At 72.8% G+C, this 22,675-nt stretch carries 21 protein-coding genes; 4 read left to right on the top strand and 17 right to left on the bottom strand.

Annotation, left to right across the window (positions count from 1 at the left end; genetic code table 11):
- Nucleotides 1-386 precede the first annotated feature (386 nt).
- Nucleotides 387-1,685: a tyrosine--tRNA ligase gene (gene tyrS, locus A6A08_RS13815; RefSeq protein ID WP_073703005.1), complete on the bottom strand. Its 1,299-nt coding sequence runs from the start codon at nucleotides 1,683-1,685 to the stop codon at nucleotides 387-389.
- 275 nt (nucleotides 1,686-1,960) lie between these two features.
- Here tyrS and A6A08_RS13810 point away from each other — a divergent pair, with 275 nt between their 5' ends.
- The 4 genes from A6A08_RS13810 (at nucleotide 1,961) to A6A08_RS13795 (ending at nucleotide 4,784) form a co-directional block, all read left to right on the top strand.
- On the top strand, nucleotides 1,961-2,770 hold the full coding sequence (locus A6A08_RS13810) for an alpha/beta fold hydrolase (protein WP_073703004.1): 810 nt from the start codon (nucleotides 1,961-1,963) through the stop codon (nucleotides 2,768-2,770).
- A complete protein-coding gene (locus A6A08_RS13805) occupies nucleotides 2,763-3,359 on the top strand; it encodes a TetR/AcrR family transcriptional regulator (RefSeq protein ID WP_073703003.1) in 597 nt (198 codons plus the stop codon). Before A6A08_RS13810 ends, A6A08_RS13805 begins: the two co-directional genes overlap by 8 nt.
- A gap of 3 nt (nucleotides 3,360-3,362) precedes the next feature.
- Nucleotides 3,363-3,938: a permease gene (locus tag A6A08_RS13800; protein WP_073703002.1), complete on the top strand. Its 576-nt coding sequence runs from the start codon at nucleotides 3,363-3,365 to the stop codon at nucleotides 3,936-3,938.
- Nucleotides 3,939-4,091: 153 nt separating this feature from the next.
- Nucleotides 4,092-4,784, top strand: coding sequence for an HNH endonuclease family protein (locus A6A08_RS13795; protein ID WP_073703001.1), 693 nt, complete (start codon nucleotides 4,092-4,094; stop codon nucleotides 4,782-4,784).
- A gap of 24 nt (nucleotides 4,785-4,808) precedes the next feature.
- Here the strand turns inward: A6A08_RS13795 and A6A08_RS13790 are convergent, their stop codons facing one another.
- The 16 genes from A6A08_RS13790 to A6A08_RS13715 all read right to left on the bottom strand — a co-directional run bounded on the left by A6A08_RS13790 (nucleotide 4,809) and on the right by A6A08_RS13715 (nucleotide 22,663).
- Nucleotides 4,809-5,216: a hypothetical protein gene (locus A6A08_RS13790; protein ID WP_073703008.1), complete on the bottom strand. Its 408-nt coding sequence runs from the start codon at nucleotides 5,214-5,216 to the stop codon at nucleotides 4,809-4,811.
- 250 nt (nucleotides 5,217-5,466) lie between these two features.
- Nucleotides 5,467-6,678: an L-2-hydroxyglutarate oxidase gene (gene lhgO / locus A6A08_RS13785; RefSeq protein WP_073703000.1), complete on the bottom strand. Its 1,212-nt coding sequence runs from the start codon at nucleotides 6,676-6,678 to the stop codon at nucleotides 5,467-5,469.
- Nucleotides 6,679-6,727: 49 nt separating this feature from the next.
- A complete protein-coding gene (locus A6A08_RS13780; RefSeq protein ID WP_199866927.1) occupies nucleotides 6,728-7,183 on the bottom strand; it encodes a DUF742 domain-containing protein in 456 nt (151 codons plus the stop codon).
- Nucleotides 7,173-9,608 carry a nitrate- and nitrite sensing domain-containing protein gene (locus A6A08_RS13775; protein WP_073702999.1) on the bottom strand — a complete coding sequence of 812 codons (2,436 nt, stop codon included), beginning with the start codon at nucleotides 9,606-9,608 and terminating at the stop codon, nucleotides 7,173-7,175. The genes A6A08_RS13780 and A6A08_RS13775 overlap by 11 nt, the downstream gene beginning before the upstream one ends.
- 300 nt (nucleotides 9,609-9,908) lie before the next feature.
- The gene (locus tag A6A08_RS13770; protein WP_073702998.1) at nucleotides 9,909-10,826 is read right to left on the bottom strand and encodes a sirohydrochlorin chelatase; all 918 of its coding nucleotides are present in this window, start codon (nucleotides 10,824-10,826) and stop codon (nucleotides 9,909-9,911) included.
- 157 nt (nucleotides 10,827-10,983) lie between these two features.
- Nucleotides 10,984-11,580: an ATP/GTP-binding protein gene (locus A6A08_RS13765; protein WP_073702997.1), complete on the bottom strand. Its 597-nt coding sequence runs from the start codon at nucleotides 11,578-11,580 to the stop codon at nucleotides 10,984-10,986.
- Complete coding sequence (locus A6A08_RS13760; RefSeq protein WP_073702996.1) at nucleotides 11,561-12,049, bottom strand: DUF742 domain-containing protein; 489 nt, start codon at nucleotides 12,047-12,049, stop codon at nucleotides 11,561-11,563. Before A6A08_RS13760 ends, A6A08_RS13765 begins: the two co-directional genes overlap by 20 nt.
- Nucleotides 12,046-12,480, bottom strand: coding sequence for a roadblock/LC7 domain-containing protein (locus A6A08_RS13755; protein WP_073702995.1), 435 nt, complete (start codon nucleotides 12,478-12,480; stop codon nucleotides 12,046-12,048). Before A6A08_RS13755 ends, A6A08_RS13760 begins: the two co-directional genes overlap by 4 nt.
- Nucleotide 12,481: 1 nt before the next feature.
- Entirely contained in the window at nucleotides 12,482-15,010 is a 2,529-nt protein-coding gene (locus tag A6A08_RS13750) for an ATP-binding protein (protein WP_073702994.1), read from the bottom strand.
- Nucleotides 15,011-15,455: 445 nt separating this feature from the next.
- Nucleotides 15,456-16,874 carry an argininosuccinate lyase gene (gene argH / locus A6A08_RS13745; RefSeq protein WP_073702993.1) on the bottom strand — a complete coding sequence of 473 codons (1,419 nt, stop codon included), beginning with the start codon at nucleotides 16,872-16,874 and terminating at the stop codon, nucleotides 15,456-15,458.
- Nucleotides 16,875-16,939: 65 nt separating this feature from the next.
- Nucleotides 16,940-18,142, bottom strand: coding sequence for an argininosuccinate synthase (locus tag A6A08_RS13740; protein ID WP_073702992.1), 1,203 nt, complete (start codon nucleotides 18,140-18,142; stop codon nucleotides 16,940-16,942).
- 53 nt (nucleotides 18,143-18,195) lie between these two features.
- On the bottom strand, nucleotides 18,196-18,729 hold the full coding sequence (locus A6A08_RS13735) for an arginine repressor (protein ID WP_073702991.1): 534 nt from the start codon (nucleotides 18,727-18,729) through the stop codon (nucleotides 18,196-18,198).
- Nucleotides 18,726-19,673, bottom strand: coding sequence for an ornithine carbamoyltransferase (gene argF, locus A6A08_RS13730; RefSeq protein ID WP_073702990.1), 948 nt, complete (start codon nucleotides 19,671-19,673; stop codon nucleotides 18,726-18,728). The genes A6A08_RS13735 and argF overlap by 4 nt, the downstream gene beginning before the upstream one ends.
- A 1-nt stretch (nucleotide 19,674) precedes the next feature.
- Nucleotides 19,675-20,883 (bottom strand): acetylornithine transaminase, encoded by a 1,209-nt coding sequence (locus A6A08_RS13725; protein ID WP_073702989.1) that lies wholly within the window; start codon nucleotides 20,881-20,883, stop codon nucleotides 19,675-19,677.
- Complete coding sequence (gene argB, locus A6A08_RS13720) at nucleotides 20,880-21,881, bottom strand: acetylglutamate kinase (protein ID WP_073702988.1); 1,002 nt, start codon at nucleotides 21,879-21,881, stop codon at nucleotides 20,880-20,882. Before argB ends, A6A08_RS13725 begins: the two co-directional genes overlap by 4 nt.
- Entirely contained in the window at nucleotides 21,878-22,663 is a 786-nt protein-coding gene (locus A6A08_RS13715) for a bifunctional ornithine acetyltransferase/N-acetylglutamate synthase (RefSeq protein ID WP_073702987.1), read from the bottom strand. Before A6A08_RS13715 ends, argB begins: the two co-directional genes overlap by 4 nt.
- Between the last annotated feature and the right edge of the window lie 12 nt (nucleotides 22,664-22,675).

The raw sequence follows: 22,675 nt of genomic DNA, 5'->3' as shown, positions 1-22,675 counted from the left end.
TCCTCGCCGTCCCGCAGCGACTCTTTCGAGTATAGGGAGAGCAGGGGCAAGCGTCAAACCAGAGCCCGGACCAGGGGTTGAACCTGGGATCCGGGACCCCGTCGCCCCGTGTGGGCGGCTTGTGAAGGCCCCTTGACGTACGCGGTCCTCAACACCAGATCCGCGTGTCGGCTGTTTGTGTCAGACAGGAAGCGTTCTGCCCGGGAGGTTCCCTCTCCAAACCCGCATCCCCCACAAACCTTCCAGCTTCCGGCCGGGACTCGACACGACCGCAGGCCGGCACCCGGTCCCGCCCGGCCTGGGCCCGGCGCACCAAGGACCGGACACGGCCACGGACCGGCGCCCGCGAAGGCGCCGGCCCGTGGCCCGGTGTGTCGGTGGGAGCGTCAGCCGTTGAGGACGACACCGCCGATGTTGCGCTTGCCCTTGCGCAGCACCACGAAGCGCCCCTGGAGCACGTCCTCGGCGCTGAGCGTGGCCTCCACGTCGGTGACCTTGACGTTGTTCACGTAGGCCCCGCCCTCCTGGACGGCGCGACGGGCCGCGGACTTGCTCGGCGTCAGGCCGCTCTGCGCGAACATGTCGGTCACGAGCAGCTCGTCCACGGAACCGCTGACCTCGGCCTTGGGCACCTCGGCCAGGGCCGCGTCCAGCGTGCGGGCGTCCAGGTCGGACAGGTCCGCCCGACCGAACAGCGCCAGGCTGGCCTCCTTGACCTTGCGGCACTCCTCCTCGCCGTGCACCAGCGTGGTCAGGTCCTCGGCCAGGGTGCGCTGGGCGGCGCGGGCCTGCGGACGCTCCTCGGTCTGGCGCTCCAGCTCCTCGATCTCGCTCCGACTGCGGAAGCTGAAGGTCTTGAGGTAGCGCACCACGTCGCGGTCGTCGGCGTTGAACCAGAACTGGTAGAAGGCGTAGGGCGAGGTCAGTTCGGGGTCGAGCCAGACGCTGCCGGACTCGGTCTTGCCGAACTTGGTCCCGTCCGCCTTGGTGAGCAGGTTCGTGGTCAGCCCGTGCGCCTGGCCGTGCGGCTCGTTGCCGTCCATCCTGCGGACCAGGTCCAGGCCCGCGGTGATGTTGCCCCACTGGTCGGAGCCGCCGGTCTGCAGCGTGCAGCCGTAGCGCCGGTAGAGCTGCACGTAGTCGTAGGACTGCAGCAGCACGTAGCTGAACTCGGTGTAGCTCATGCCCTCGCCGTCCAGGCGGCTCTTCACCGTCTCCCGGGCGAGCATCTGGTTGATGCTGAAGTGCTTGCCGACGTCGCGCAGCAACTCGATGGCGTTGATCCCGCCGAGCCAGTCGGCGTTGTCGGCGAGGACGGCGTCGGTCGGTTCGGGCTTCTCCCCCTCGGGGGTGAAGCGCAAGAACGCGGACAGCTGTCCCGCCAGGTTGCCGACCCAACCCTGCACGGTCTCCGGCGAGTTGAGCTGGCGCTCGGCACTGGGCTTGGGGTCGCCGATGAGACCCGTGCCGCCTCCGACCAGGGCGATCGGGCGGTGCCCCGCCTGCTGGAAGCGGGCCAGGGTCAGGATCTGGGTGAGGTGGCCCACGTGCAGGCTGCCCGCCGTCGGGTCGAATCCGCAATACAGGGTGATCGGACCATCGGCGAGCGCCTTGCGCAGTGCGTCAAGGTCGGTCGTCTGCGCGAGCAGGCCGCGCCACTGGAGTTCGTCGATGATGTCGGTCACTGTGTTGCTCTCTGTCGTGTAGGCGGGCCCCGTGGGGCTCGATCTGCCTTGAAGTGTAGGCCGGTCGCCGCGGACGGGCATCCGGTTCACGGCCCGCCTCCACGCTATCGGCTGTCCCCGAGCCACTGCTCACGGACTGCGTGCTCGCGCTCCTGTGCCCGGCCCGCCCCGACCCGGGCTCCGGCGAAGAACCTCGGCCCCTTCCCTTGCCCCGCTTGGCTAATGGCATTAGCTTTAAGGCTATGGAGATGAGCCAGGACGTGAGGGACCCCACGATGCACCACCTCGAGCGCCCCCAGGGACGGATCGCCTACGACCTCTACGGAGCGGAGAACACGGGGACCCTCGTGGTCTGCGTGCCCGGTATGTTCGACCACCGGGCCTCCTTCCGGTTCGTCGGCGCCGCACTCGCCGAAGCCGGGTACCGGGTCGCCGCCATGGACCTGCGCGGCCACGGTGACAGCGACACCACCTTCGACGACCACACCAACCGGGCGGCGGCCACCGACGCCGTCGCGCTCGCCGAGGACCTGGGCGGGGAGAACGTGGTGATGGCGGGCAACTCCGTGGGCGGAGCGGCCGTGACCATCGCGGCGAAGGAGCGGCCCGACCTGGTGGCGGGCATCGCCCTGCTCGCGCCCTTCCTCCGCCAGCCCTCTCCCTCCCTGTTCATGCGGATCGCGCAGCGGCTCATGCTGGTCCGGCCGTGGGGCCCGCGGGCGGTGGCGGGCTACTACGACAGCCTGAACACCGGACGCACCCCCGAGGGGCACCAGGAGCACCTGGACCGCGTCCTCGGGATGCTGCGCCCGGCCGCCAGGTACCGCGCCGTGTACGACACCGTCTACGCGCCCCACGAGGAGGTCCTGGAGACCGCGGAGCTGCGGGCCGAGGCCGTGGTGATCGTGGGCGAGCAGGACTCCGACTGGAAGGACCCGCGCGCCGAGGCCGAGTGGGCGGCCTCGGTGGTCCGCGGCTCCGTCGTGATGGTGCCCGAGTGCGGCCACTACCCCCAGGCCCAGCGGCCCGACGTGGTCGTGCCCGCCCTGGAGTCGCTGATCGGGAAGGTCGTGCCCAGTGCCTAGGGCGGGTCTGACGCCGACGCTGGTGGCCGAGGAGGCCGCACGGCTCAGCGACGAGGAGGGCTTCCACTCCCTGTCCCTGGCCGCGGTCGCCAAACGGCTCAAGGTCGCCACGCCCAGCCTGTACAAGCACGTCGACGGACTGGCGGGGCTGCGCCGTGAGGTGGCGCTGCTGGGCGCGAACGGCCTCGGCGAGCGGATCCAGCGGGCCGCCGTGGGCCGGTCCGGCCCCGACGCGCTGCGCTCGACGGCCGAGGCCTACCGCCGCTACGCGCACGAGCACCCGGGGCGCTACACCGCCCTGCAGCGGTTGCCCCTGCTGGCCGGGGCCGAACCGGTCCTGACCGCCGACCCCGTGCGGGTGCTGGCTGAGGTGCTGCGCGGGTTCGGGCTCCCCGAGGACCAGCTGGTGCACGCGATCCGGGCGCTGCGCAGCGCGCTGCACGGATTCGTGGACGTGGAGGCGCACGGCGGGTTCGGGCTCCCCGAGGACGTGGACGAGACCTACGCGCTCCTGGTGGAGGGCCTCGTGCGCGCCCTTCGGCAGTGGCCCGGCTCGGCGGGGCGAACGAACGACGGAACGGAGCCGTGACCGATGCTGGCCGGACACTTCGGGGTGGCGGGGATCATCAAGGCCTGGCGCCCGGCACTTCCCATGGGCGCGCTCCTGGTGGCGACACAGCTACCGGACCTGGTCTTCCTGCCGTTGGCCGCGCTGGGGGTCGAGAGCGGGGAACCGGCCGGGCCCGGCCTGAGCGGCTACGGCTCCCTCCTCATCACCGCGGAGTACTCACACGCACTGGTCGGCAACCTGGTGCTGGCGTTACTCGTGGGCGGACTGACGCACGTGTTCCTCCGGGACCGGTGGGGACGGGACGCCGGCGTGGTCCTGGGCGGGACCGTGTTCGGCCACTGGCTCCTGGACCTGCTGGTGCACCGGCCGGACCTGGTGGTCCTGCCCGGCGGCGCGGGCGGGCTGCCGCTCCTGGGGCTGGGACTGTGGGAGTCTCCCGCGGTGGCGGCCGTGGTCGAGGGTGCACTGGTGCTGGCGGGTGCGCTCCTGTACTCCTGGCGCACGCTCCGGGACCATCCGAGCCGCGCCCGGGCGCAGCTGTACAGCGCGGGCGTCGGCCTGATCCTGGTGGGTTCCTTCCTGTTCGACCTGCTGTGACCCGAACCTCCCTCCGCGGCGGACGCGCCTCCCTCACCGGTGAGGAACTCCTGGCCCGGGCGGTGTTCTCGCCGGGTGCGGGCATGGGCCAAGCTGGTGGCACGACCGTCGCCGCTCCCGTGCGCGGTCCGCGAAGCGTTGTGGAGTCACCTGATGCCCAAGAAGGCCTCGTCGAAGATCGGCGGTCTCGTGTCCGCCGTGGTCGGCGCCCTCGCCGTCGCCGTGTTCGTCCTGTACCAGCTGGGGGTGGTCGAACCCGGGTCGGAGAGCAGCGCAGCTCCGGGGACCGATGGCACGGCCTCCCCCGACGGGCCGGCGGAACAGGCCCTCCGGCAGTTGGAGGAACTGCGGGTGGAGGCGGAGAACGACCCGGACGGGTACGACCGCGCGCTGTTCCCTCACTGGGACTCGGGCGTCCAGGACGACTGCACCACCCGCCAGGTGGTCCTGCTGCGCGACGGCGAGAACGTGGAGACCGACGAGGACTGCCAGCCGGTGTCCGGCTCCTGGTACAGCCCCTACGACGGGGAGACCCTCACAGAGGCACAGGACATCGACATCGACCACATGGTGGCGTTGAAGGAGGGGTGGCGTTCGGGCGCCCACGCGTGGACGACGGAGAAGCGCGGACGCTTCGCCAACGACCTGGACTCCTCCCAGCTGTGGGCGGTCAGCGCCTCGTCCAACCGCTCCAAGGGCGACGACGACCCCGCGCACTGGCTGCCGCCGCTGGAGTCCTCGCACTGCGACTACGTGGTCTCGTGGATCGAGGTCAAGCACGTGTGGGACCTGACCGTGGACCCGGACGAGGAGGCGGCGCTGCGCGAGGTGCTCTCCGGCTGCTGAGGCCGCTCGGCCGGGGCCGGCCGCTCAGCCGGGATGCTCGGTTCCGACACCGCGCGCGGTGGCCAGCAGCTCCTCCTGGCCGATGAGGCCGAAGGCGTCGCGGACCTCCACCGCCACGCCCTCGGCCGGTGTCCAGAAGGCCTCGGTCTCGCCGTGCAGGGCGGCGCGGCCGTTGTTGTCGAACTCGGTGAGCTCCCAGTCGGGCGCGCGCTCGTGGTACTCGGCGAGGAAGTCGCGGACGGCCGCCAGGTCGGTGAGCCCCGCACCGCGCATGACCAGGACCTGCAGGACGACCCTGGCCCCTCCCCCCTCCAGGGCCCTCTCCCACACCCGGCTGGAGAAGGACACGTCGCCCCACTCGTACTCGAACTCGGAGACCGAGGTCTGGTCGTCGATCTGGTCGGGCAGGTGCCCGATGGTGAATCCGTCCAACTCTCCCCCTCGTGGGCTGGTGGCGGCCGGAGCCGCGGTGAGTACGAGCGCGAGCGCGGCGGCGAGGAACGCCGCGGCCCACCGGACAACGCGCATGTCCACCTCCGGCGGCGGTCGCGGGACCCTCCCGGACCAGCGCCGTCTCCTATGGTGGGGCGCCGCCGAGGCCGCCACCAGAGTGTCCTCCGGCCTGTGGAGAACCCGCCCCCGGCACGCGCCGGGCCCGTGTCGGGGCTGTGTACCCGCGGGCTCAGGGAACGAACGTGTCGGTGAGGAACTCGGCGATCGCCAGTGAGGACGTGGCCGCGGGCGAGGGTGCGTTGCGCACGCACACCACCCTTTCGTGGGTGTCGACGTGGAAGTCGTCGAGCAGGGAGCCGTCCCGGGCCAGGGCCTGGGCGCGGACCCCGGCCGGTGCCGGGCGCAGGTCGGCCGCGGCCAGTTCGGGCAGCAGCCGCCGCGCCTGGGCGGCGAAGGCCGCGCGCGAGGCCGACACGAGGGTCTCCTTGGCCCCCACGGTCCAGTGGCGGCGGGCCAGGCGCCAGAACCCGGGCCAGGACAGGGTCCGCGCGAGTTCGCCGGTGTCCAGGTCCCGGGCCCGGTAGCCCTCCAGCGCGGTGGCGAGGATCGCGTTGGGCCCGGCCATGACCTCGCCGTGGACGTGGCGGGTCAGGTGCACTCCGAGGAAGGGGTACCGGGGGTCGGGGACGGGATAGAGCAGGCCGTTGACCAGGTGGCGGCGTTCGGGGACGAGTTCGTGGTACTGGCCGCGGAAGGGCACCACGCGGGGGTCGTCGGCGGCTCCGGCCATGCGGGCGAGGCGGTCGCTGTGCAGTCCGCCGCAGAGCACCAGGCGGTCGAAGCGGTGCACGGTCCGCTCGCCCCGGGGGTCTCCGGTGAGGACCCGGACACCGCCGTGGTCCTGGCGCAGGTCCAGCACGGGGGTGTCGAGCAGGACACGGCCGCCGGAGCGGCGCACGTCGTCGGCGAACTGCTCGGCCACGGCGGCGAAGTCGGTGATGGCGGTGCCGGGCGAGTACAGGGCCCCCGTTCCGGCCGCGTGGGGCTCGATCCCGCGCAGCCCCTCCGGGCCCAGCCGGGTGACACCGGGGACGCCGTTCTCCACGGCGCGGCGCTGGATGTCGTCCAGGCGGGCCTCGTCGTCGGCGTCGGCGGCCACCAGGAGCTTGCCGACCTCCTGGTAGGGCAGCCCGTGCTCGGCGCAGTAGTCCCTGAGCAGGCCGACGCCGCGCCGGCACAGGGTGGCCTTGAGGGAGCCGGGCCTGTAGTAGAGCCCCGCGTGGACGACGCCGCTGTTGCGGCCGGTCTGGTGCGCGGCGACCCGGTCCTCCTTCTCCAGGACGGTGACGCGGGTGCCGGGGCGCCGGAGGATGAGGCGGCGTGCCAGGGCCAGGCCGACGATTCCCGCCCCGACGACGCCGATGTGTTCGCTGCTGCGCATGGCGGCACGCTAGCAACCGCTCCCCGGCGGGCGGGGCGGGCCCTCCCGGTCAGAGCGAGCACAGCCCCGCCAGGACGGCGTGCAGGATGTCCTGGCGGCCGAGGGGGCGCGAGGGGCCGCAGCGCTGGAGCGACCCGTCGGCGATCATGGCGGCGACGATGCCCCTGACCTGGCCGACCGGCAGGCCCACCTCGGCGGCGAGTTCGACCACGGTACGGGCGCGCAGGGCGTGGTCGAGGATGGCCTCGCGCTCGGGGCGCAGCCATTCGTGGCGGCCCGGGACGCGCGCGGCGACGACCAGGCTGAGCATGTCGACCCCCGCGTGTTCGGGGCCGAGGACGGCGTGGGCTCCGGGATCTCCCGCGGTCACGGCGAAGGGGCGCAGGAAGCGTTCCTCCCCGGGTTCTCCGTCGTGGCGGCGGGTGTTCGGCACCGGATCCCGAAGCGTCTCCTCGGGGGGTCCGTCGGCGGCCGCCTCGTGGCCGTGGACACCGTCAGTTCTCACCTTTCCCCCTCGGTGGTGTGGAAGCGGGAGGCCGGTACGCCGGGTCCTCGGGGCGGATGTGCCCGTTGGGCGGGACCGGCCTCTGCGGTCCGGTCCGCACCACCGGCGGGACGGTCCCCTGGGGCCCGGTCCGCACGGTCGGAGCGGTGAAGGGCTGCGGACCGCCGTACCCGTTGGGCGGAACGGGGGTCTGGGGACCGCTCGGGACGGGCGTTTGCGGTCCGGTCCGCACCGGCCTCTGCGGACCGCTCTGGGCCGGGCCGACCGGTGGGTGCGCCGCCCCGTCGCCGGGCGGGGAACCGCGCAGCGGGAGGGGGCCGGTACGAGACGGTGTCCCGTAGGGACCGCCCGAACCGCCCGACGGTGTGTTCGCGCCGGTCAGCGCGTCCGTGACCGTCACGGTGTTCTCCGCCGGCTCCAGCAGCGAGGCGGGGATCAGCGTGGTCGCCCGGGTGCCCCCGTAGGGCGAGGGCTGCAGCCACACCCGAACGCCGTGCCGGTCGGCCAGGCGGGAGACCACGAACAGTCCCAGGCGGGGATCGTCGGGCAGCGCCATCACGTCGAACTCCGGAGGCTGGGCGAGGGTGCGCCTCGCCTCCGCGTACCCGTGCTCGGACATGCCCAGGCCGCGGTCCTCGACCTCCACCACCAGGCCCTCCGCGGCCGGGGTGCAGCTGACGTCCACGGGCGTGCCCGCGGGGGAGAACTGCGTGGCGTTCTCCACCAGCTCGGCGAGCAGGTGCACCACGTCGGCGACCACCTGGCCGTGCATGAGCACACGGGGCGCGGAGACCAGGCGGACGCGCTCGAAGTCCTCGGTCTCGGCGATGGCGGCACGCAGCACGTCCACGAGCGGACGCGGCTGGCGCCAGCGTCGGACCGACTGGCCGCCGCCCAGGATGATGAGGTTGTCGGAGTAGCGGCGCGCCCGTGTGACCAGGTGGTCCAGGCGGAACAGGCGGCGCAGCGCCTCGGGGTCCTGTTCGTTCTGCTCGATCTCGTCGAGCAGGCGCAGCTGGCGCTGGACCAGGTTCTGGTTGCGGAAGGCGATGCCCAGATAGGCGCGGTTGGCTCCCCGGCGGATCTCGGCCTGGCGCACCGCCGACTCCACGGCGGTGAGCTGGGCGGCGTCGAAGGCCTCGGCGACCTGCCCGATCTCGTCGTCCCCGCACTCGTCCAGCTGCGGCAGCTCCTCCTGGACGTCGACCTTCTCGCCGCGCTGGGCCCGGTCGACGATGTCGGGCAGGTCCTCGTCGCGCTCCAGGATCTGCCCGCGCAGGCGGGCCAGGCGGTCGGTGAGGCGGCGTGAGGAGCGGCCGACCACGGCGATGGCGGCGATGCCGCAGGCCAGGGTCAGTACGGCCGCCGCCGCGGCGAGGGAGATCTGCAGCAGGGCGGCTCTCCAGGCCAGGTCGACCGTCCGCCCGGTCTGGGACCGGACCAGCTCGTCCAGCGTCAGCACGGCCTGGGCCGAGGAGCCGTCCCACTCGTCGGCGGCGACGTCGATGTCGGTGTTCCACCGGGTGTCGGACCCGTCGCCCTCGGGGTCGGCCGGATCCGAGCGCTCCTCCGGACCATCCGGCTCGTCCGGGCCGGATGGTCCGGGCTCGGCGAGGGGAGGCCGGGTGACCACCCGGCGGCTGAGCTCCTCGGCGCGGGTCCAGGACTGCTGGGAGGTCATCGCGTCGTAGCGTGCCCGCACACTCGGGTGCATGACCGCGTCCGCCGAGTCCAGGGTGTCGCGGTAGGAGGCGGTGAGGTAGGTGAAGTGCGCCGTCTCCTCATAGCTCATCTCCCCCCGGGCGAGGTTGCCCGCGAGCAGGGCGTCGGCGGTGGCGTAGGCGGAGCGCGCGTTCAGGAGTTCGCTGGTCAGGACGGCGTCGGTGAGGTTCTCCCCGCCGTCGGTGGTGTGCACGAGCGCGATGATGGCGCCGGTGGCGGAGTCCAGGACCCCGCCGTAGCGCATGAGGGTCTCCTCCTGCCCGACGGTGTGCTCGTCGAGGCGCAGGCGGGCCTCCGCCAGGGCCTCGGGAGTGTCCAGGAAGGCGGTCGCGCTGCGCTGGACCTCGTGGTCACGGGTGCCCTGCAGCCGTTCGGCGAAGGCGACGGCGTCCGCCATGGCGGTGTCGGTGGCCTCGCGCTGCTCGTCGAGGGCGGAGCTCGCCCGGGCGTCGGAGCCGCTCTGTTCGTAGCGGCCCAGGTAGATCACGGAGAGCCTGCGCTCGGCGCGCAGCTCCTTGGACACGTCGGAGAAGACCTGTGTTCCCTCGCGCGCCTGGTTGACGGCGCCCATGAGCTGGACGGCCTGGATCGTGCCGACAGCGGCGACGACGAGCCAGAGGGCGAGGAAACACAGGCTCGGGATCAGCACGATACGGGTGAGCTGCCCGCGGATCGTGGGCGCGTTGTCGCGGGTTCGGCGCATGGCCCCCTCCAGCCTGTGCGGTTGCCGGGCTCCGGGAGGGTGCCTCGGCGGCTTTCGGTCGTGCCGAGGCTATCGAAAAATTCTTGCTTTATGCTGTCAAACGATCACTATCAGTTGCCTTTTCTTTGACCGTACTCTGCCCGGGAGTGTGTCGGCAGCGCCCCCACGGGGAGGAAACCGCAGGTCCTGCGGTGGGAACGACGAAGGGCCGCCCGCTGTGCGGACGGCCCTCGGGGCGCGTGATGCCCTGTGGAGTAGGCGTGTCGCGCTCGTGCGCCTGCTTCTCAGGGCGCCGGCCCTTCAGGACTCCGGACGGTGCCGGGAGCCCACCGGGGCGGGCAGTTCCTCGACCGTGGGCGGCTGCTCCACCCCCAGGGAGTTCAGGACCTCGGCGTAGCGCAGGGCGGCGATCTTGCCCAGCAGGCTGTCCGAGCCCAGGGGATCGCCGAGTCTGGCGCCCAGACGTGTGGCGAGCTCCTCCAGCTTCTCGCGGGGCAGCTCCGGGCCCAGGGCGCTGGGCGCGATCACCGGGCGCTGGCATCCGCCCTGGCGCAGTTGGCCCACCATCTGCTCGACCGACGCCTCGTTCTCCAGGTCGGCGGGCAGCACGGTCAGGCCCAGGCGCGCGGCGAGCAGCACGGCGGTCACACCGGCGGCCCCGACAGCGCCCTCACCGCCGACGGCCCCGACCACCACCCCGTCCGCCATGGTGGTGTCGCGGGCGACCACGCTGATCAGGCGCATGCGGTCGGCGCGCACGTATCCGGCCTCGGCCAGGCGCAGGTGCAGTACCTCGGCGAGCATCGGGTGCGGGCCCAGGCCCTCGGTGACGCGTGCGTCGGCGCCGGTCCGGTCGACGGCCGCCTCGATCGCGGCGGACACCCCCGTGTGGGGGGCCGTGACCAGGGGGACGACGACGCCGGACAGGGGGCGGTCGTCGGAGCCCTCCAGACCCTCGAGCGCCTCGACGAGGGTCTGCTCGTCGCCCTCGGTGTGCCCGTAGCGGATGGTGACCTCGGGGCGGTAGGCGCGCACGAGGTCGGCCATGCGGGCACCGATCGACTCGCCGTCGGCGCACCTGGCCGCTTCGGCCGTGCCTGGGACCGCCATGATCAGGGCGGGGGTACCGAACCAGTTGTCGAAGGACAAGGGGTTGCGGTGGCGGCCGGAACGGCGCTTGGGCAGTTCGCGTGGAGGAAGTCGATCAGAGTTTCGCATACCAGGATTCAGATGAGAGGCGGATGGGGGTGCCCGGTCGGACCGGTGGTCACTGCCGCGACATTGTAGCGTTCGGCACCCTGTTTCATGGGCGTGTTCCTCCGAACGTATACCGGATCGAATCCGCAGGGAGTGCCCGGGGTGGCCCCCGGGCTGATCAGCCGCTCATGACGGGATCGCGGCCCCGGATCACGTGGGTGACCAGCTCGACCAGCACCTCTTTGCAGGACTCGCGCTCACGGGCGTCGGCCAGGACGATGGGGACCTCGGCGGAGACGTCCAGCGCCTCGCGGACCTCCTCCTCACGGTAGACGGTGGAGCCCTCGAAGCGGTTCACCGCGACCACGAACGGTACCCCGCGCCGCTCGAAGAAGTCCACGGCGTGGAAACAGGTGTCCAGCCGGCGGGTGTCGGCCAGGACGACCGCGCCCAGCGCCCCCTCGGCCAGTTCGTCCCACATGAACCAGAACCGGTTCTGGCCGGGGGTCCCGAACAGGTACAGGACGATGTCGTGGTTGATGGTGATCCGGCCGAAGTCCAGAGCGACCGTGGTGGTGGTCTTGTGCTCCACTCCCCCGATGTCGTCCACCCCGTAGCTGGCCTCGGTCATCACCTCCTCGGTGCTCAGAGGGGTGATCTCGCTGACGGAGGCGACCAGGGTGGTCTTGCCCGCGCCGAACCCCCCGGCGATGATGATCTTGACCGCCTGCGGGATCGCCTCCTGCGGCCTGGTCTCAGAGTCTGCGGATGCCATCGAGTACCGCCTGAAGTACTTTCTTCTCGGGAAGCTGTGTCATGGTCGCCCTGGTCCGCACGTCGCCGTCGGCGAGGAGGTCTCCCAGGAGCACCCTGACGACGGTCAGGGGAATGTCGAGCCGGGCGGAGATCTCCGCCACCGATATCGGTCTGTGGCACAGCCGCACGATCGCCTCTTGCTCCGGCTCCCTGTCGCGCTCCTTGAGGTCGCGCGCGGTGACCACGATGGTGACCAGGTCCAGGCGCGGGCCGGTGGAGGGGCGGGTGCGCCCCCGGGTCATGGTGTAGGGACGCACCAGGGGGCCCGCGGGGGCGTCGCCGAGCGCGACCCCCGCCGACGGCCCCTCGGAGGTGGGATGTCCTCGGCCCCGGTACCACGGCGGCGGTTGGTGGCCCGGCGACCGTCCCGCCGGCCCGTCCCCGGGGCCGGACGTACGTGCTCCGTACCGTTCGTCGGACGTGTTCACGAACCGGCTCCTCCCGTGACGGTGAGCTGGTCGGACCTGCGCGGCGCGGCGGTGAGGAACTGGCCGACCCGCTTGACCCTCAGGTTCATCTCGTAGGCGACCAGCCCGACGTCCGCGTCCTCGGTGGCCAGCACGGACAGGCACGCTCCCGCGCCCGCCGCGGTGACGAAGAGGTAGGAGTGCTCCATCTCCACCACGGTCTGGCGGACGTCGCCGCCGCCGAAGTGCCGCCCCGTTCCCCGTGCCAGGCTCTGGAACGCCGAGGCCAGGGCCGCCAGGTGCTCGGCGTCCTCCGGGACCAGCCCTCGCGAGCGTCCGAGCAACAGCCCGTCGGCCGACAGCACGATCGCGTGCTCGGCACCGACGACGCGGTCGACCAGGTCGTCCAGGAGCCAGTCCAGGTTGTCCGCGGCCTTGCTCTTGCCCACCATGTCAGTCGCTCTCTCCCATGTGATCGTCGACGCTCACGCCGACCTGGCCGTCACTGCTGTGTTCACGCCTGTCGGCGTCAACGTCGGCGTCGATGTCCGCGGCCCGACCGCGCCGGGTTCCGGCGCTGAAGGCGTTCATCATCCGCCGTGCCTGTTCGGGGGTCCTCTCGTCGGCGCCCGCCGGAGCGGACGCGGTCCGCTCCGACACGGGTTCGGTCCTGAGCTGAGGGGCGAGGCTGGCCTGGCGCCTGCGCCTGGGCAGCCCGGGGCGACCCGGTCCGCTACCGATCCGCTCGGCGGGGGCCGAGGGGTCGGTGCCGGGGTGCGCGCCGGGCGTTGCGGGCGCGGAGGGCGCTTCGGGGGCCGGCGGGGGGACCCGGCGCAACAGGGGGGGCCGGGAGGGGCTCTCGGCCGCACGCCCGCCGTCGTCGCCGTGCCGGGGCACCGGGCGCAGGACGGGGCGGACGTGGTGGGGGCTCTCACCCACGGCGAGCAGGTCGGCGGGCTCCTCCGCCCCCGACGGCTCCTGCACCGTGGAGTGGGCTCCCTGCCGCGCGGCGGCGCGGGGCCGTTCGGGTGCGGTGGAGGAGGCGGCGATGAGGGCGTTGGGAACGAGCACCACGGCCCGGGTCCCACCGTAGGGCGAGTGCCGCAGCTGCACCCGGATGTCGTGCTTGGCCGCGAGGCGCGCGACCACGAACAACCCCAGGTGCGAGTCCGCGCCGGGTGTCATGACGTCGAACTCGGGAGCCTCACTGAGCGTTCTGTTGGATTCGGCCAGGACCTCCTCGGTCATGCCCAGGCCGCGGTCCTCGATCTCCACGGCCACGCCCTTGGGAACGGACTCGGTGGCGATGGTGACCTCGGTGTGCGGCGGAGAGTAGGCGGTGGCGTTCTCGACGAGTTCGGCGAGCAGGTGGATGACGTCGGCCACGGCGGCACCGGACAGCGACAGGTCGGGGGCGGAGGTCAGCCGGACCCTGGCGTACTCCTCGGTCTCGGAGATGGCGCCGCGCAGGACGTCCACGAGCGGGACGGGGCGGCGCCAGCGGCGGCCGGGCTGGGCGCCGCCCAGGATGATGAGGTTCTCGGCGTGGCGGCGGCCCCGGGTGGCCAGGTGGTCGAGCTGGAAGAGGCTCTCCAGCAGGTCGGGGTCCTCCTCCTCCCGTTCGACGCGGTCCAGGAGCTGGAGCTGGCGCTGCAGGAGGGACTGGTGGCGGTGGGCGATGCCGAGGAAGACCCGGTTGACGCCCGCGCGGATGTCGGCCTGCTTGACGGCGGCGCCCACGGCGGTGCGCTGGGCGATGTTGAAGGCGTCGGCGACCTGGCCCACCTCGTCGTCGCCGTGGTCGAGCTGCTTCATCTCGGTGTCGAGGTCGACGTGGTCGCCCGCCTCCAGGCGGCGCACGATGCGGGGTAGGTCGCTGCGCGCGGTGCCCAGGGTGTCGGCGCGCAGCTGGGCGAGCCGGTAGGTGAGCCGTCCAGCGGAGCGGGAGGCCACACCGTAGGCGAGGGTGCCCGCGAACAGCGAGAGGATGCTGCCGCCCACGGCGAGGGTGAGCATCCAGGAGCTGGCGTCCTCGGTGGCGGTGACGACGGAGCCCGCGCGTTCGGTGGTCACGTCGCCCATGGCGGCGTTGACCTGGTCGGCGTGCTCGCGCCAGTCGCCGGTTCCGGAGGGCGGTTCGAGCTCGCGGGCCTGCTCGGACGTGAGGGGGGCGTCGCTGGCGGGCGCCTCGTGGTGGACGAGGGTGTCGGCGATGGCGAGGGCGTCCTGCCAGGCCCTGCTCCCGGCGAGGGTGCCCAGCGCGGGGGGCTCGCGGCCGTCGGCGGTTCCGGGGTGCACGGTGTCGACGCGGTGGCGGGCGTCGGCGATGAGGGCGGCTATCCGGACCTGCTGGCCGCGGTCCAGGGCGTTCCCGGCGAGGACGACGCTGATGAGCGCGTCGGCGTGGCTGAAGCTCTCCTGGGCCCACATCAGGTCGGTGGTGGCGGCTGCCTCGGCGGTGGCGGGCCCGTTGTCCAGGGAGCGCGCCGTGCTGGCGTAGAGGAGGATGCCCTGTTCGATGGCGGTGCTGTAGACGGTGACGGCGTCCTCGGCCGGACCGGGGTCGGAGAGGTTGTCGGTACGCAGCTCCTCGACGGCGCCCAGCGACGCGAGGAAGTCCTCGGTGAGGGGACCGGTGGCCGGATCGTCCTGGTCGCCGAGGTCGTCGTGCAGGTCGCGTACGGACGCGAGCGCCCCGTCCGTACGCTCGGCCGCCTCGGCCAGCGCCTCGCGCCCGTCCTCTCCGGGCGCGGCGAGGTACTCGGCGCTCAGCCGGCGTTCCTCCTGCAGCCGGATGAGGGCCTCGGCGAGCTGGATTCCGGCCCGTCCGTCGCCGACCGCGGCTCGCAGCGACACCGCCTGGGCGAGCGTGGCCGTGCTGAGCACGACGAACAGTGCCAGGAAGGTGATGCTGGGGATCAGCACGATCTTGTTGATCTGAGCCCTGATGCCGCCTCGGCCGGTGCCTCCCGTGTTCCCCATTGCGTTCCTCCCACCGACTGGTCGCGGACGCCTGTCGAGCGTGGGTGCACCGTGCACCGCGCTGGTACGCCGACGGTCTCCGGCCGAAGACTTCGTCACGGTGCGCACAGGGCATACCACGCTTGGTGCCCACAGACTCAGGACGCTATCGCACTCTCACGGCCCTCGCGGGGCTAATTCCAAAATGGGCGCGAGGAGAATGCGGGCACCGCGGACACGGTCGCGGGAGGGGGCCGTACGAACGCGTCCGGGCGCGCGCCCGGTGTGGACGCGCGCCCGGAACAGGCGGGAGGAACCGCCTACCGCAGGGGCCGCGAGGACCGCGGGCCCCGACCTTGAGGGCGGCGGGAGCAAGGTGAGGAGGACTACTGCGGCCGCAGGCCGTCCTTTGAGGTTGGTGGAGGGCGACGGGCGGGCTGCTGCGGCCGCAGGCCGTCCGCTGGGCTCAGGCGACGAAGCCCTTCCGGTGCTCGTCGATCCCCGAGCGCAGCCGCTCCAGCTGCTCGGCGACCCGGACCGGCGCGGTACCGCCCCTACCGGACCGGGAGGCCAGCGACCCGGGCACGGTGAGGACCTCGCGCACCGCCGGGGTCAGGTGCGCGGAGATGGCGGCGAGGTCGTCGTCACCGAGGTCGGGCAGGTCGATACCGCGCTCCTCGCACACCCGCACGCAGGCACCCGCGATCTCGTGCGCCTCCCGGAAGGGCACGCGCTCGCGCACCAGCCACTCGGCGATGTCGGTGGCCAGGGAGAAACCCTGGGGGGCCAGCTCGGCCATACGGTCGGTGTGGAAGGTCAGGGTGGCGACCATACCGGTCATGGCGGGCAGCAGCAGGTGCAGGGTGTCCACCGCGTCGAAGACCGGCTCCTTGTCCTCCTGCAGGTCGCGGTTGTAGGCCAGCGGGAGCCCCTTGAGGGTCGTGAGCAGCCCGGCGAGGTCGCCGACCAGGCGTCCGGCCTTGCCTCGCGCGAGCTCGGCCACGTCGGGGTTCTTCTTCTGCGGCATGATCGAGGAGCCGGTGGAGAAGGCGTCGTCGAGCGTGACGAAGGAGAACTCCTTGGTCGCCCACAGGATGACCTCCTCCGACAGCCGGGACAGGTCCACCCCGATCATGGCGGTGACGAAGGAGAACTCGGCGACCACGTCGCGGGCGGCCGTGCCGTCGATGGAGTTGTCCACCGAGTCGGGAAAGCCCAGCTCGGCCGCGACCGCCTGGGGGTCCAGCCCCAGGGAGGACCCGGCCAGCGCACCGGAGCCGTAGGCGGAGACCGCGGCGCGGCGGTCCCAGTCGCGCAGCCGCTCGACGTCGCGCACCAGCGGCCATGCGTGCGCCATGAGCTGGTGGGCGAGCAGCACCGGCTGGGCGTGCTGCAGGTGGGTGCGGCCGGGCATGGCGGCGCCGGGATGGGCCGCCGCCTGGTCCGCCAGGGCCTGCACCAGGTCCAGGAGCTGGTCGGCGATCCGGCGGGCCTCCTCGCGCAGGTACATGCGGACGAGGGTGGCGATCTGGTCGTTGCGCGAGCGCCCGGCGCGCAGCCGGCCCCCCAGTTCGGGGCCGACCCGCTCGATGAAGCCGCGCTCCAGCGCGGTGTGCACGTCCTCGTCCTCCAGGACGGGGGTGAACGCCCCGGAGGCCACGTCGGCCTCCAGCCGGTCCAGCCCCGCGAGCATGCGCTCCAGCTCGCCGGCGGTGAGCAGCCCGGCGCGGTGCAGCGCGCGGGCGTGGGCACGCGAGCCGGCGATGTCGTGGCGGGCCAGGCGCCAGTCGAAGTGGGTGCTCAGCGACAGCCGCGCCAGGGCCTGGTCGGGGCCGCCCTCGAAGCGGCCTCCCCACAGGCGCAGCGCCTCGGGCTGGTCGGCCATGGAAGTCTCCTTGACGTGTGATGTGCGGGTGGCGCGGGGCCGGTCGGTCCCGCACCGCCGGGGTGTTACTTGGTGCGGCGCCGGTCGCGCAGGCCGGCGATCCTCGCGGGCATGCCGAAGACGTCGATGAAGCCGCGGGCCAGGGACTGGTCGTAGGTGTCGCCGGTGTCGTAGGTGGCCAGGCCGTAGTCGTACAGGGACGCCTCGCTGCGGCGGCCGGTGACCACGGCGCGGCCGCCGTGCAGGACCATGCGGATGTCGCCTGTCACGTTCTTGTTGGCCTCGGTGACGAAGGTCTGCAGCGCGTCCTTGAGCGGGGAGAACCACAGGCCGTCGTAGACGAGCTCGCCCCAGCGCTGGTCGACGCCGCGCTTGTAGCGGGCCAGCTCGCGCTCGACGGTGACGTTCTCCAGCTCCTGGTGGGCGGTGATGAGGGCGATCGCGCCGGGGGCCTCGTAGACCTCGCGGCTCTTGATGCCGACGAGGCGGTCCTCGACCATGTCGATGCGGCCGATGCCCTGGTCCCCCGCGCGGCGGTTCGTCTCCTCCAGGACCTGGAGCGGGGTGAGCTCCCTGCCGTCGATCGCGGTGGGCACACCGGCGGTGAAGGTGATGACGAGCTCGTCGGGCTCGCGCTGCTCGGCGGGGTCCCGGGTGTAGTCGTAGACGTCCTCGATGGGGCCGTTCCAGATGTCCTCCAGGAAGCCGGTCTCCACCGCGCGGCCGAAGAGGTTCTGGTCGATGGAGTAGGGCGACTTCTTGCTGACGTCGATCGGCAGTCCCTTGTCCTCGGCGAAGGCGATGGCCTTGTCGCGGGTCATGCCGGAGTCGCGGACCGGGGCCAGGACCTCCAGCTCGGGGAAGAGGGCGGCGAGCCCGGCCTCGAAGCGGACCTGGTCGTTGCCCTTGCCGGTGCAGCCGTGGGCGACCATGGTGGCGCCGTGGTAGCGGGCGGCCTCGGCCATGTGCCTGACGATCAGCGGGCGGGACAGCGCCGAGACCAGCGGGTAGCGGTCCATGTAGAGGGCGTTGGCCTGCAGGGCCGGGACGCAGTACTCGTTGGCGAACTCGTCGCGGGCGTCGGCGACGACGGCCTCGACGGCGCCGCAGTCCAGGGCGCGTCGGCGGACCGCGTCCAGGTCCTCTCCGCCCTGGCCGCAGTCGATGGCCACGGCGACGACCTCGGCCCCGGTCTCCTCGGCGATCCAGCCGATGGCCACGGAGGTGTCGAGCCCTCCGGAGTAGGCGAGTACGACGCGCTCGGTCATGGGGTCCCCCTCGGTGCTTCGTCGGTGCGGCGGTCCGGGCCGCACCCACGAGGTTACGGTCTGCGATCGGCCAGTCGCAGGAGCGCGGCGGCCAGCTCCTCGCCGCCCCCGGGGTCGCGGGAGATCACCAGGATGGTGTCGTCCCCCGCGATGGTGCCCAGGATCGCGTGGAAGTCGGTGTGGTCGATGGCCGAGGCCAGGTACTGGGCCGCGCCGGGCGGGGTGCGGACGATGACCATGTTGGCGGAGGCCTCGGCGGAGACCAGCAGGTCCTCGGCGAGTCGGGTCAGACGGGCGCCGGAGACCTGTTCGAGGTCGAGGCTGTCGGGCCGGGTGCGCTGCAGGCGTTCGCCGCCCTCGCCGGGCAGCACGTAGGCCAGGTGGCCGTCGGCGGTGCGGAGCTTGACCGCGCCCAGCTCGTCCAGGTCCCTGGACAGGGTGGCCTGGGTGACCTGGACTCCCGCCTCGGCCAGGCGCCTGGCCAGTTCGCCCTGGGAGCGGACGTCCTCACGGGTGAGGACATCGGTGATCCGGGCGTGTCTGGCCGCCTTGGTCATCGGCGCCGTGCCACCGTTGTCCGCCGTCATCGTCGCTCGGCCCCGGCCTTGTCGCTAGTCTCGAGCAGGAAGGCGAGCAGGGCCTTCTGGGCGTGGCGGCGGTTCTCCGCCTCGTCCCAGACCACGCTGTGGGGCCCGTCGATGACCTCGGCGGAGATCTCCTTGCCGCGGTAGGCGGGCAGGCAGTGCAGGACGACGGCCTCGGGGTGGGCGGTGGCGAGCAGGTCGGCGTCGATCGCGTAGGGGCGGAAGGGCGCCTCGCGCTCGGCCGCCTCGTCCTCCTGGCCCATGGACACCCAGGTGTCGGTGGCCAGGACGTCGGCTCCACGGGCGGCCTCGCCGGGATCGGAGGTGACCGTGACCGACCCTCCCGTGCCCTCGGCGATCTCGGTGGCGCGGGCGACCACCCCCGGGTCGGGGAGGTGCCCCTCGGGGGCGCCGACGCGCACGTGGAGTCCGGCGGTGGCGCCGCCCAGCAGGTAGGAGTGGGCCATGTTGTTGGCGCCGTCACCGAGGTAGGCGAGGGTGAGTCCGGCCAGGGTGCCCTTGTGCTCGCGGACGGTCTGCAGGTCGGCGAGGATCTGGCAGGGGTGGAACTCGTCGGTGAGGGAGTTGACCACCGGGACGGAGATGTGCGCGGCCAGGGTCTCCAGGTCGCTCTGCGCGAAGGTGCGCCACACGACGGCGGCGACCTGGCGCTCCAGGACGCGGGCGGTGTCCTCCAGGGGTTCGCCGCGGCCCATCTGGGTGCTGGCCGTGTCCAGGACCAGCGGGCTGCCGCCCAGGTCGGCAACGCCGACGGAGAAGGACAGGCGCGTCCGGGTGGAGGGCTTGTCGAAGATCAGGGCCACGGTGCGCGGACCGGCGAGCGGCCGGTGGCCGAAGCGGTCCTGCTTCATGTCGTCGGCGAGGTCGAGCACCCGGGCCTGCTCGGCCGGGGTGAGGTCGTCGTCGCGTAGGAAGTGACGGGTCATGCTACTGCTGCTCCTTCGTCGCGGCGGCCTCGGCGGCGTCCAGGATGGTGGGCAACGCCTCGATGAACAGTTCGAGCTGTTCGGGTGTGATGACCAGGGGCGGGGCGATCCGGACGGCTTCGGGGGCCACGGCGTTGACCAGGAAGCCGCGCACGGCCGCCTGCTCCTGCACGTGGGCGGCGTGCGGCCCGGTCAGCTCCAGGGCCCGCCACAGTCCGCTGCCGCGCTGTCCTGCCAGGAGGGGGTGGTCGAGCGCGTCGATCTTCTCGGCCAGCACCTCGCCGGCGACGGAGGCGTGGGCGAGCAGGTTCTCGCTCTCGATGGTGTCGATGACGGCGAGGGCGGCGGCGCAGGCGACGGGGTTGCCGCCGAAGGTGGAGCCGTGGTCGCCCTTGTGGAAGGCGTCGGCGTAGCGGCCGAAGCCGACGCAGGCGCCGATGGGCAGGCCTCCGCCCAGTCCCTTGGCGAGGGTGAGCACGTCGGGGCGCACGTTCTCGGCCTGGTGGGCGAACCAGCGGCCGGTGCGGCCGATGCCGCTCTGGATCTCGTCCAGGACGAAGGCGGCCCCGGTGTCGTCGCAGATGCGGCGGACCCCGGCGAGGTAGCCCTCCGGTGCGGGGACGACCCCGGCCTCGCCCTGGGTGGGTTCGGTGAACACGGCGACGCAGTGCTCGTCGACGGCCTCGGCGAGGGCGTCCAGGTCGCCGTGGGGGACGAAGCGCACGTCCATGCCGAAGGGGCCGAAGGGTGCGCGGATGGCGTCCTTGCCGGTGAGGGCGAGGGCGCCGAAGGTGCGGCCGTGGAAGCCCTGGGCGGCGGCCACGAAGTAGTGGCGGCCGGGTCCGGCGGCGCGTCTGACCAGTTTGAGGGCGGCCTCGTTGGCCTCGGTGCCGGAGTTGGCGAAGAAGACCTTGGCGTCGCCGCCGACCAGGCCGACCAGGCGCTCGGCGAGTTCGACCTCGCGCTCGTGGACGAACAGGTTACTGGTGTGGGCGAGGGTGGCCGTCTGGTGGGCGACCGCCTTGACCAGGGCGGGGTGTCCGTGTCCGAGGCTGGAGACGGCGATCCCGGCGATGAGGTCGAGGTACTGGCGGCCGTCGGCGTCGTAGACCTCGCAGCCGCGCCCGAGGGTGAGGGCGACGGGCGGGACGCCGTAGTTGGGCATGAGCGACGCGGCGAAGCGCTCGCGCAGCTCGGAACCGCTGGTCACTGTGCGCCTCCTGTGTTCGTGGCGGTGGTGTCGTTGGGGCGCCAGGGGCGCGGGGTGTGGCCGTTTCCGGCGAGCAGGGCGGCCTCCAGCTCCGGGTCGGCGACCATGGTGCCGACGCCCTGGTCGGTGAAGACCTCCAGGAGCAGGGAGTGCGGGAGGCGTCCGTCGATGATGTGGGCCTGGGGGACGCCGCCCTCGACGGCGTGCAGGCAGGCCTCCATCTTGGGGAGCATCCCCGAGGACAGGGAGGGCAGCAGGGCCCGCAGCTCGTCGACGTCCAGGCGGCTGACCAGCTCGGTGTTGTGCGGGTAGTCGGAGAACAGGCCCTCGACGTCGGTGAGCATGATGAGCTTGCTGGCGCCCAGGGCGACCGCGAGGGCGGATGCGGCGGTGTCGGCGTTGACGTTGTAGACGCCGCCGTCGTCGGCGCGGGCGACGCTGGAGACCACGGGGACGCGGCCGTCGGCCAGGAGCGCGGCGACGGCGCCCGGGTCGACGCCGGTGACCTCGCCGACGCGTCCGAGGTCGACGGTCCCGCCGTCCACCTCGACGACCTTGCGCCGGGCGGTCAGGAGGTTGGCGTCCTCGCCGGACATGCCGACAGCGAAGGGGCCGTGCTGGTTGACCAGTCCGACGATCTCGCGGTTGACCTGGCCGGTGAGGACCATGCGGACGATGTCCATGGCCTCGTCGGTGGTCACGCGCAGTCCGGCGGTGAAGGTGGACTCCACCCCGGAGCGCTCGAGCTGGGCGCTGATCTGGGGCCCTCCGCCGTGCACGACGACGGGGCGCAGGCCCGCGTAGTGCAGGAAGACGATGGACTCGGCGAAGCGGACGCGCAGCTCCTCGCTGACCATGGCGTTGCCGCCGTACTTGACCACGACGGTGCGGCCGTGGAAGCGGGAGAGCCAGGGCAGCGCCTCGATGAGGTTGGCGGCCTTGTCTATGGCGACGTCCCGCGCCTGGTTGTCGGTGGAGGGGGTGGAGCGCGCGATCATGAGTTCTGGGCCCGGTCGTGGTCGGTGGCGGGGGTGTCGGCGCCGATCTGGGTGGCCAGCTCGGCCAGTACCTCGGTCAGCAGCGCGGTGAGGGCGTCCTCGTCGGGGACGGCGCCGCCGGCACCGCTGGCCATGAGCAGCACGGTGTCGTTGGTGGCGGTCAGCGGGTCGAGGGTCTTGCCCACGGCGTCGGCCAGCAGGCGCCGGCACTGGTCGGCGGTGAGGTCCGCGTCGGTGGTGAGCACGCACAGCGCCGAGGACAGGGAGGCGTCGGGGCCCTTGGCCATGGCGCCGACGGTGTAGCCGTCGCCGCGCCGGAAGGCGATCTTGACGACGGTGTCGGTGGTGCGGATGGCGTCGGCGGCGGCCAGTCCCCCGCTGCGCGAGGCCTCGGCCAGGGCCGCGGTGACGCCCTGGCGCAGGGCGTCCAGGGGCGGGCGGGACCCGACGGGGCCGGTGGCGCACAGTGCGACCTCGGCGGCGGAGTCGTCCAGCAGGCCGGCGGTGTGCTCGGCCTGGGCGTGGACGTCCTGGAAGCCGGGGGGCCCGGTGCCCGCGTTGGCTCCGCCGGAGGTGAGGACGGCGGCGCGCACGCGCCCGCCCGAGAGGACCTGCTCGGACCACAGGACGGGGGCGGCCTTGTCGTCGGCGGTGGTGAAGACGGCTCCGGCCGCGCGGGAGGGGCCGTCGTTGACGACGACGGCGACGTCCCGGGCGCCGTCGTCCTTCAGGCCCGCGGCGACTCCGGCCGCGCGGAAGCCCTGGGGCGCTGTGACACTCACGGTGTTGCCTTC

This window comes from Nocardiopsis sp. TSRI0078 (assembly GCF_001905145.1).
GTDB lineage: Bacteria > Actinomycetota > Actinomycetes > Streptosporangiales > Streptosporangiaceae > Nocardiopsis.
The sequence above is the reverse complement of the archived record's forward strand: the minus strand, read 5'-3'. Positions and strand labels throughout refer to the sequence as shown.

Bases quoted from the DNA above. Each gene is read 5' to 3' on its own strand.
- A6A08_RS13765 (WP_073702997.1), bottom strand. From the start codon at position 11,580: ATGGCATCCGCAGACTCTGAGACCAGGCCGCAGGAGGCGATCCCGCAG.
- A6A08_RS13750 (WP_073702994.1), bottom strand. From the start codon at position 15,010: ATGGGGAACACGGGAGGCACCGGCCGAGGCGGCATCAGGGCTCAGATC.
- A6A08_RS13795 (WP_073703001.1), top strand. From the start codon at position 4,092: ATGCCCAAGAAGGCCTCGTCGAAGATCGGCGGTCTCGTGTCCGCCGTG.
- A6A08_RS13740 (WP_073702992.1), bottom strand. From the start codon at position 18,142: ATGACCGAGCGCGTCGTACTCGCCTACTCCGGAGGGCTCGACACCTCC.
- argF (WP_073702990.1), bottom strand. From the start codon at position 19,673: ATGACCCGTCACTTCCTACGCGACGACGACCTCACCCCGGCCGAGCAG.
- A6A08_RS13775 (WP_073702999.1), bottom strand. From the start codon at position 9,608: ATGCGCCGAACCCGCGACAACGCGCCCACGATCCGCGGGCAGCTCACC.
- A6A08_RS13735 (WP_073702991.1), bottom strand. From the start codon at position 18,729: ATGACGGCGGACAACGGTGGCACGGCGCCGATGACCAAGGCGGCCAGA.
- lhgO (WP_073703000.1), bottom strand. From the start codon at position 6,678: ATGCGCAGCAGCGAACACATCGGCGTCGTCGGGGCGGGAATCGTCGGC.
- A6A08_RS13810 (WP_073703004.1), top strand. From the start codon at position 1,961: ATGCACCACCTCGAGCGCCCCCAGGGACGGATCGCCTACGACCTCTAC.
- A6A08_RS13770 (WP_073702998.1), bottom strand. From the start codon at position 10,826: ATGCGAAACTCTGATCGACTTCCTCCACGCGAACTGCCCAAGCGCCGT.
- A6A08_RS13800 (WP_073703002.1), top strand. From the start codon at position 3,363: ATGCTGGCCGGACACTTCGGGGTGGCGGGGATCATCAAGGCCTGGCGC.
- A6A08_RS13755 (WP_073702995.1), bottom strand. From the start codon at position 12,480: ATGGTGGGCAAGAGCAAGGCCGCGGACAACCTGGACTGGCTCCTGGAC.
- argB (WP_073702988.1), bottom strand. From the start codon at position 21,881: ATGATCGCGCGCTCCACCCCCTCCACCGACAACCAGGCGCGGGACGTC.
- argH (WP_073702993.1), bottom strand. From the start codon at position 16,874: ATGGCCGACCAGCCCGAGGCGCTGCGCCTGTGGGGAGGCCGCTTCGAG.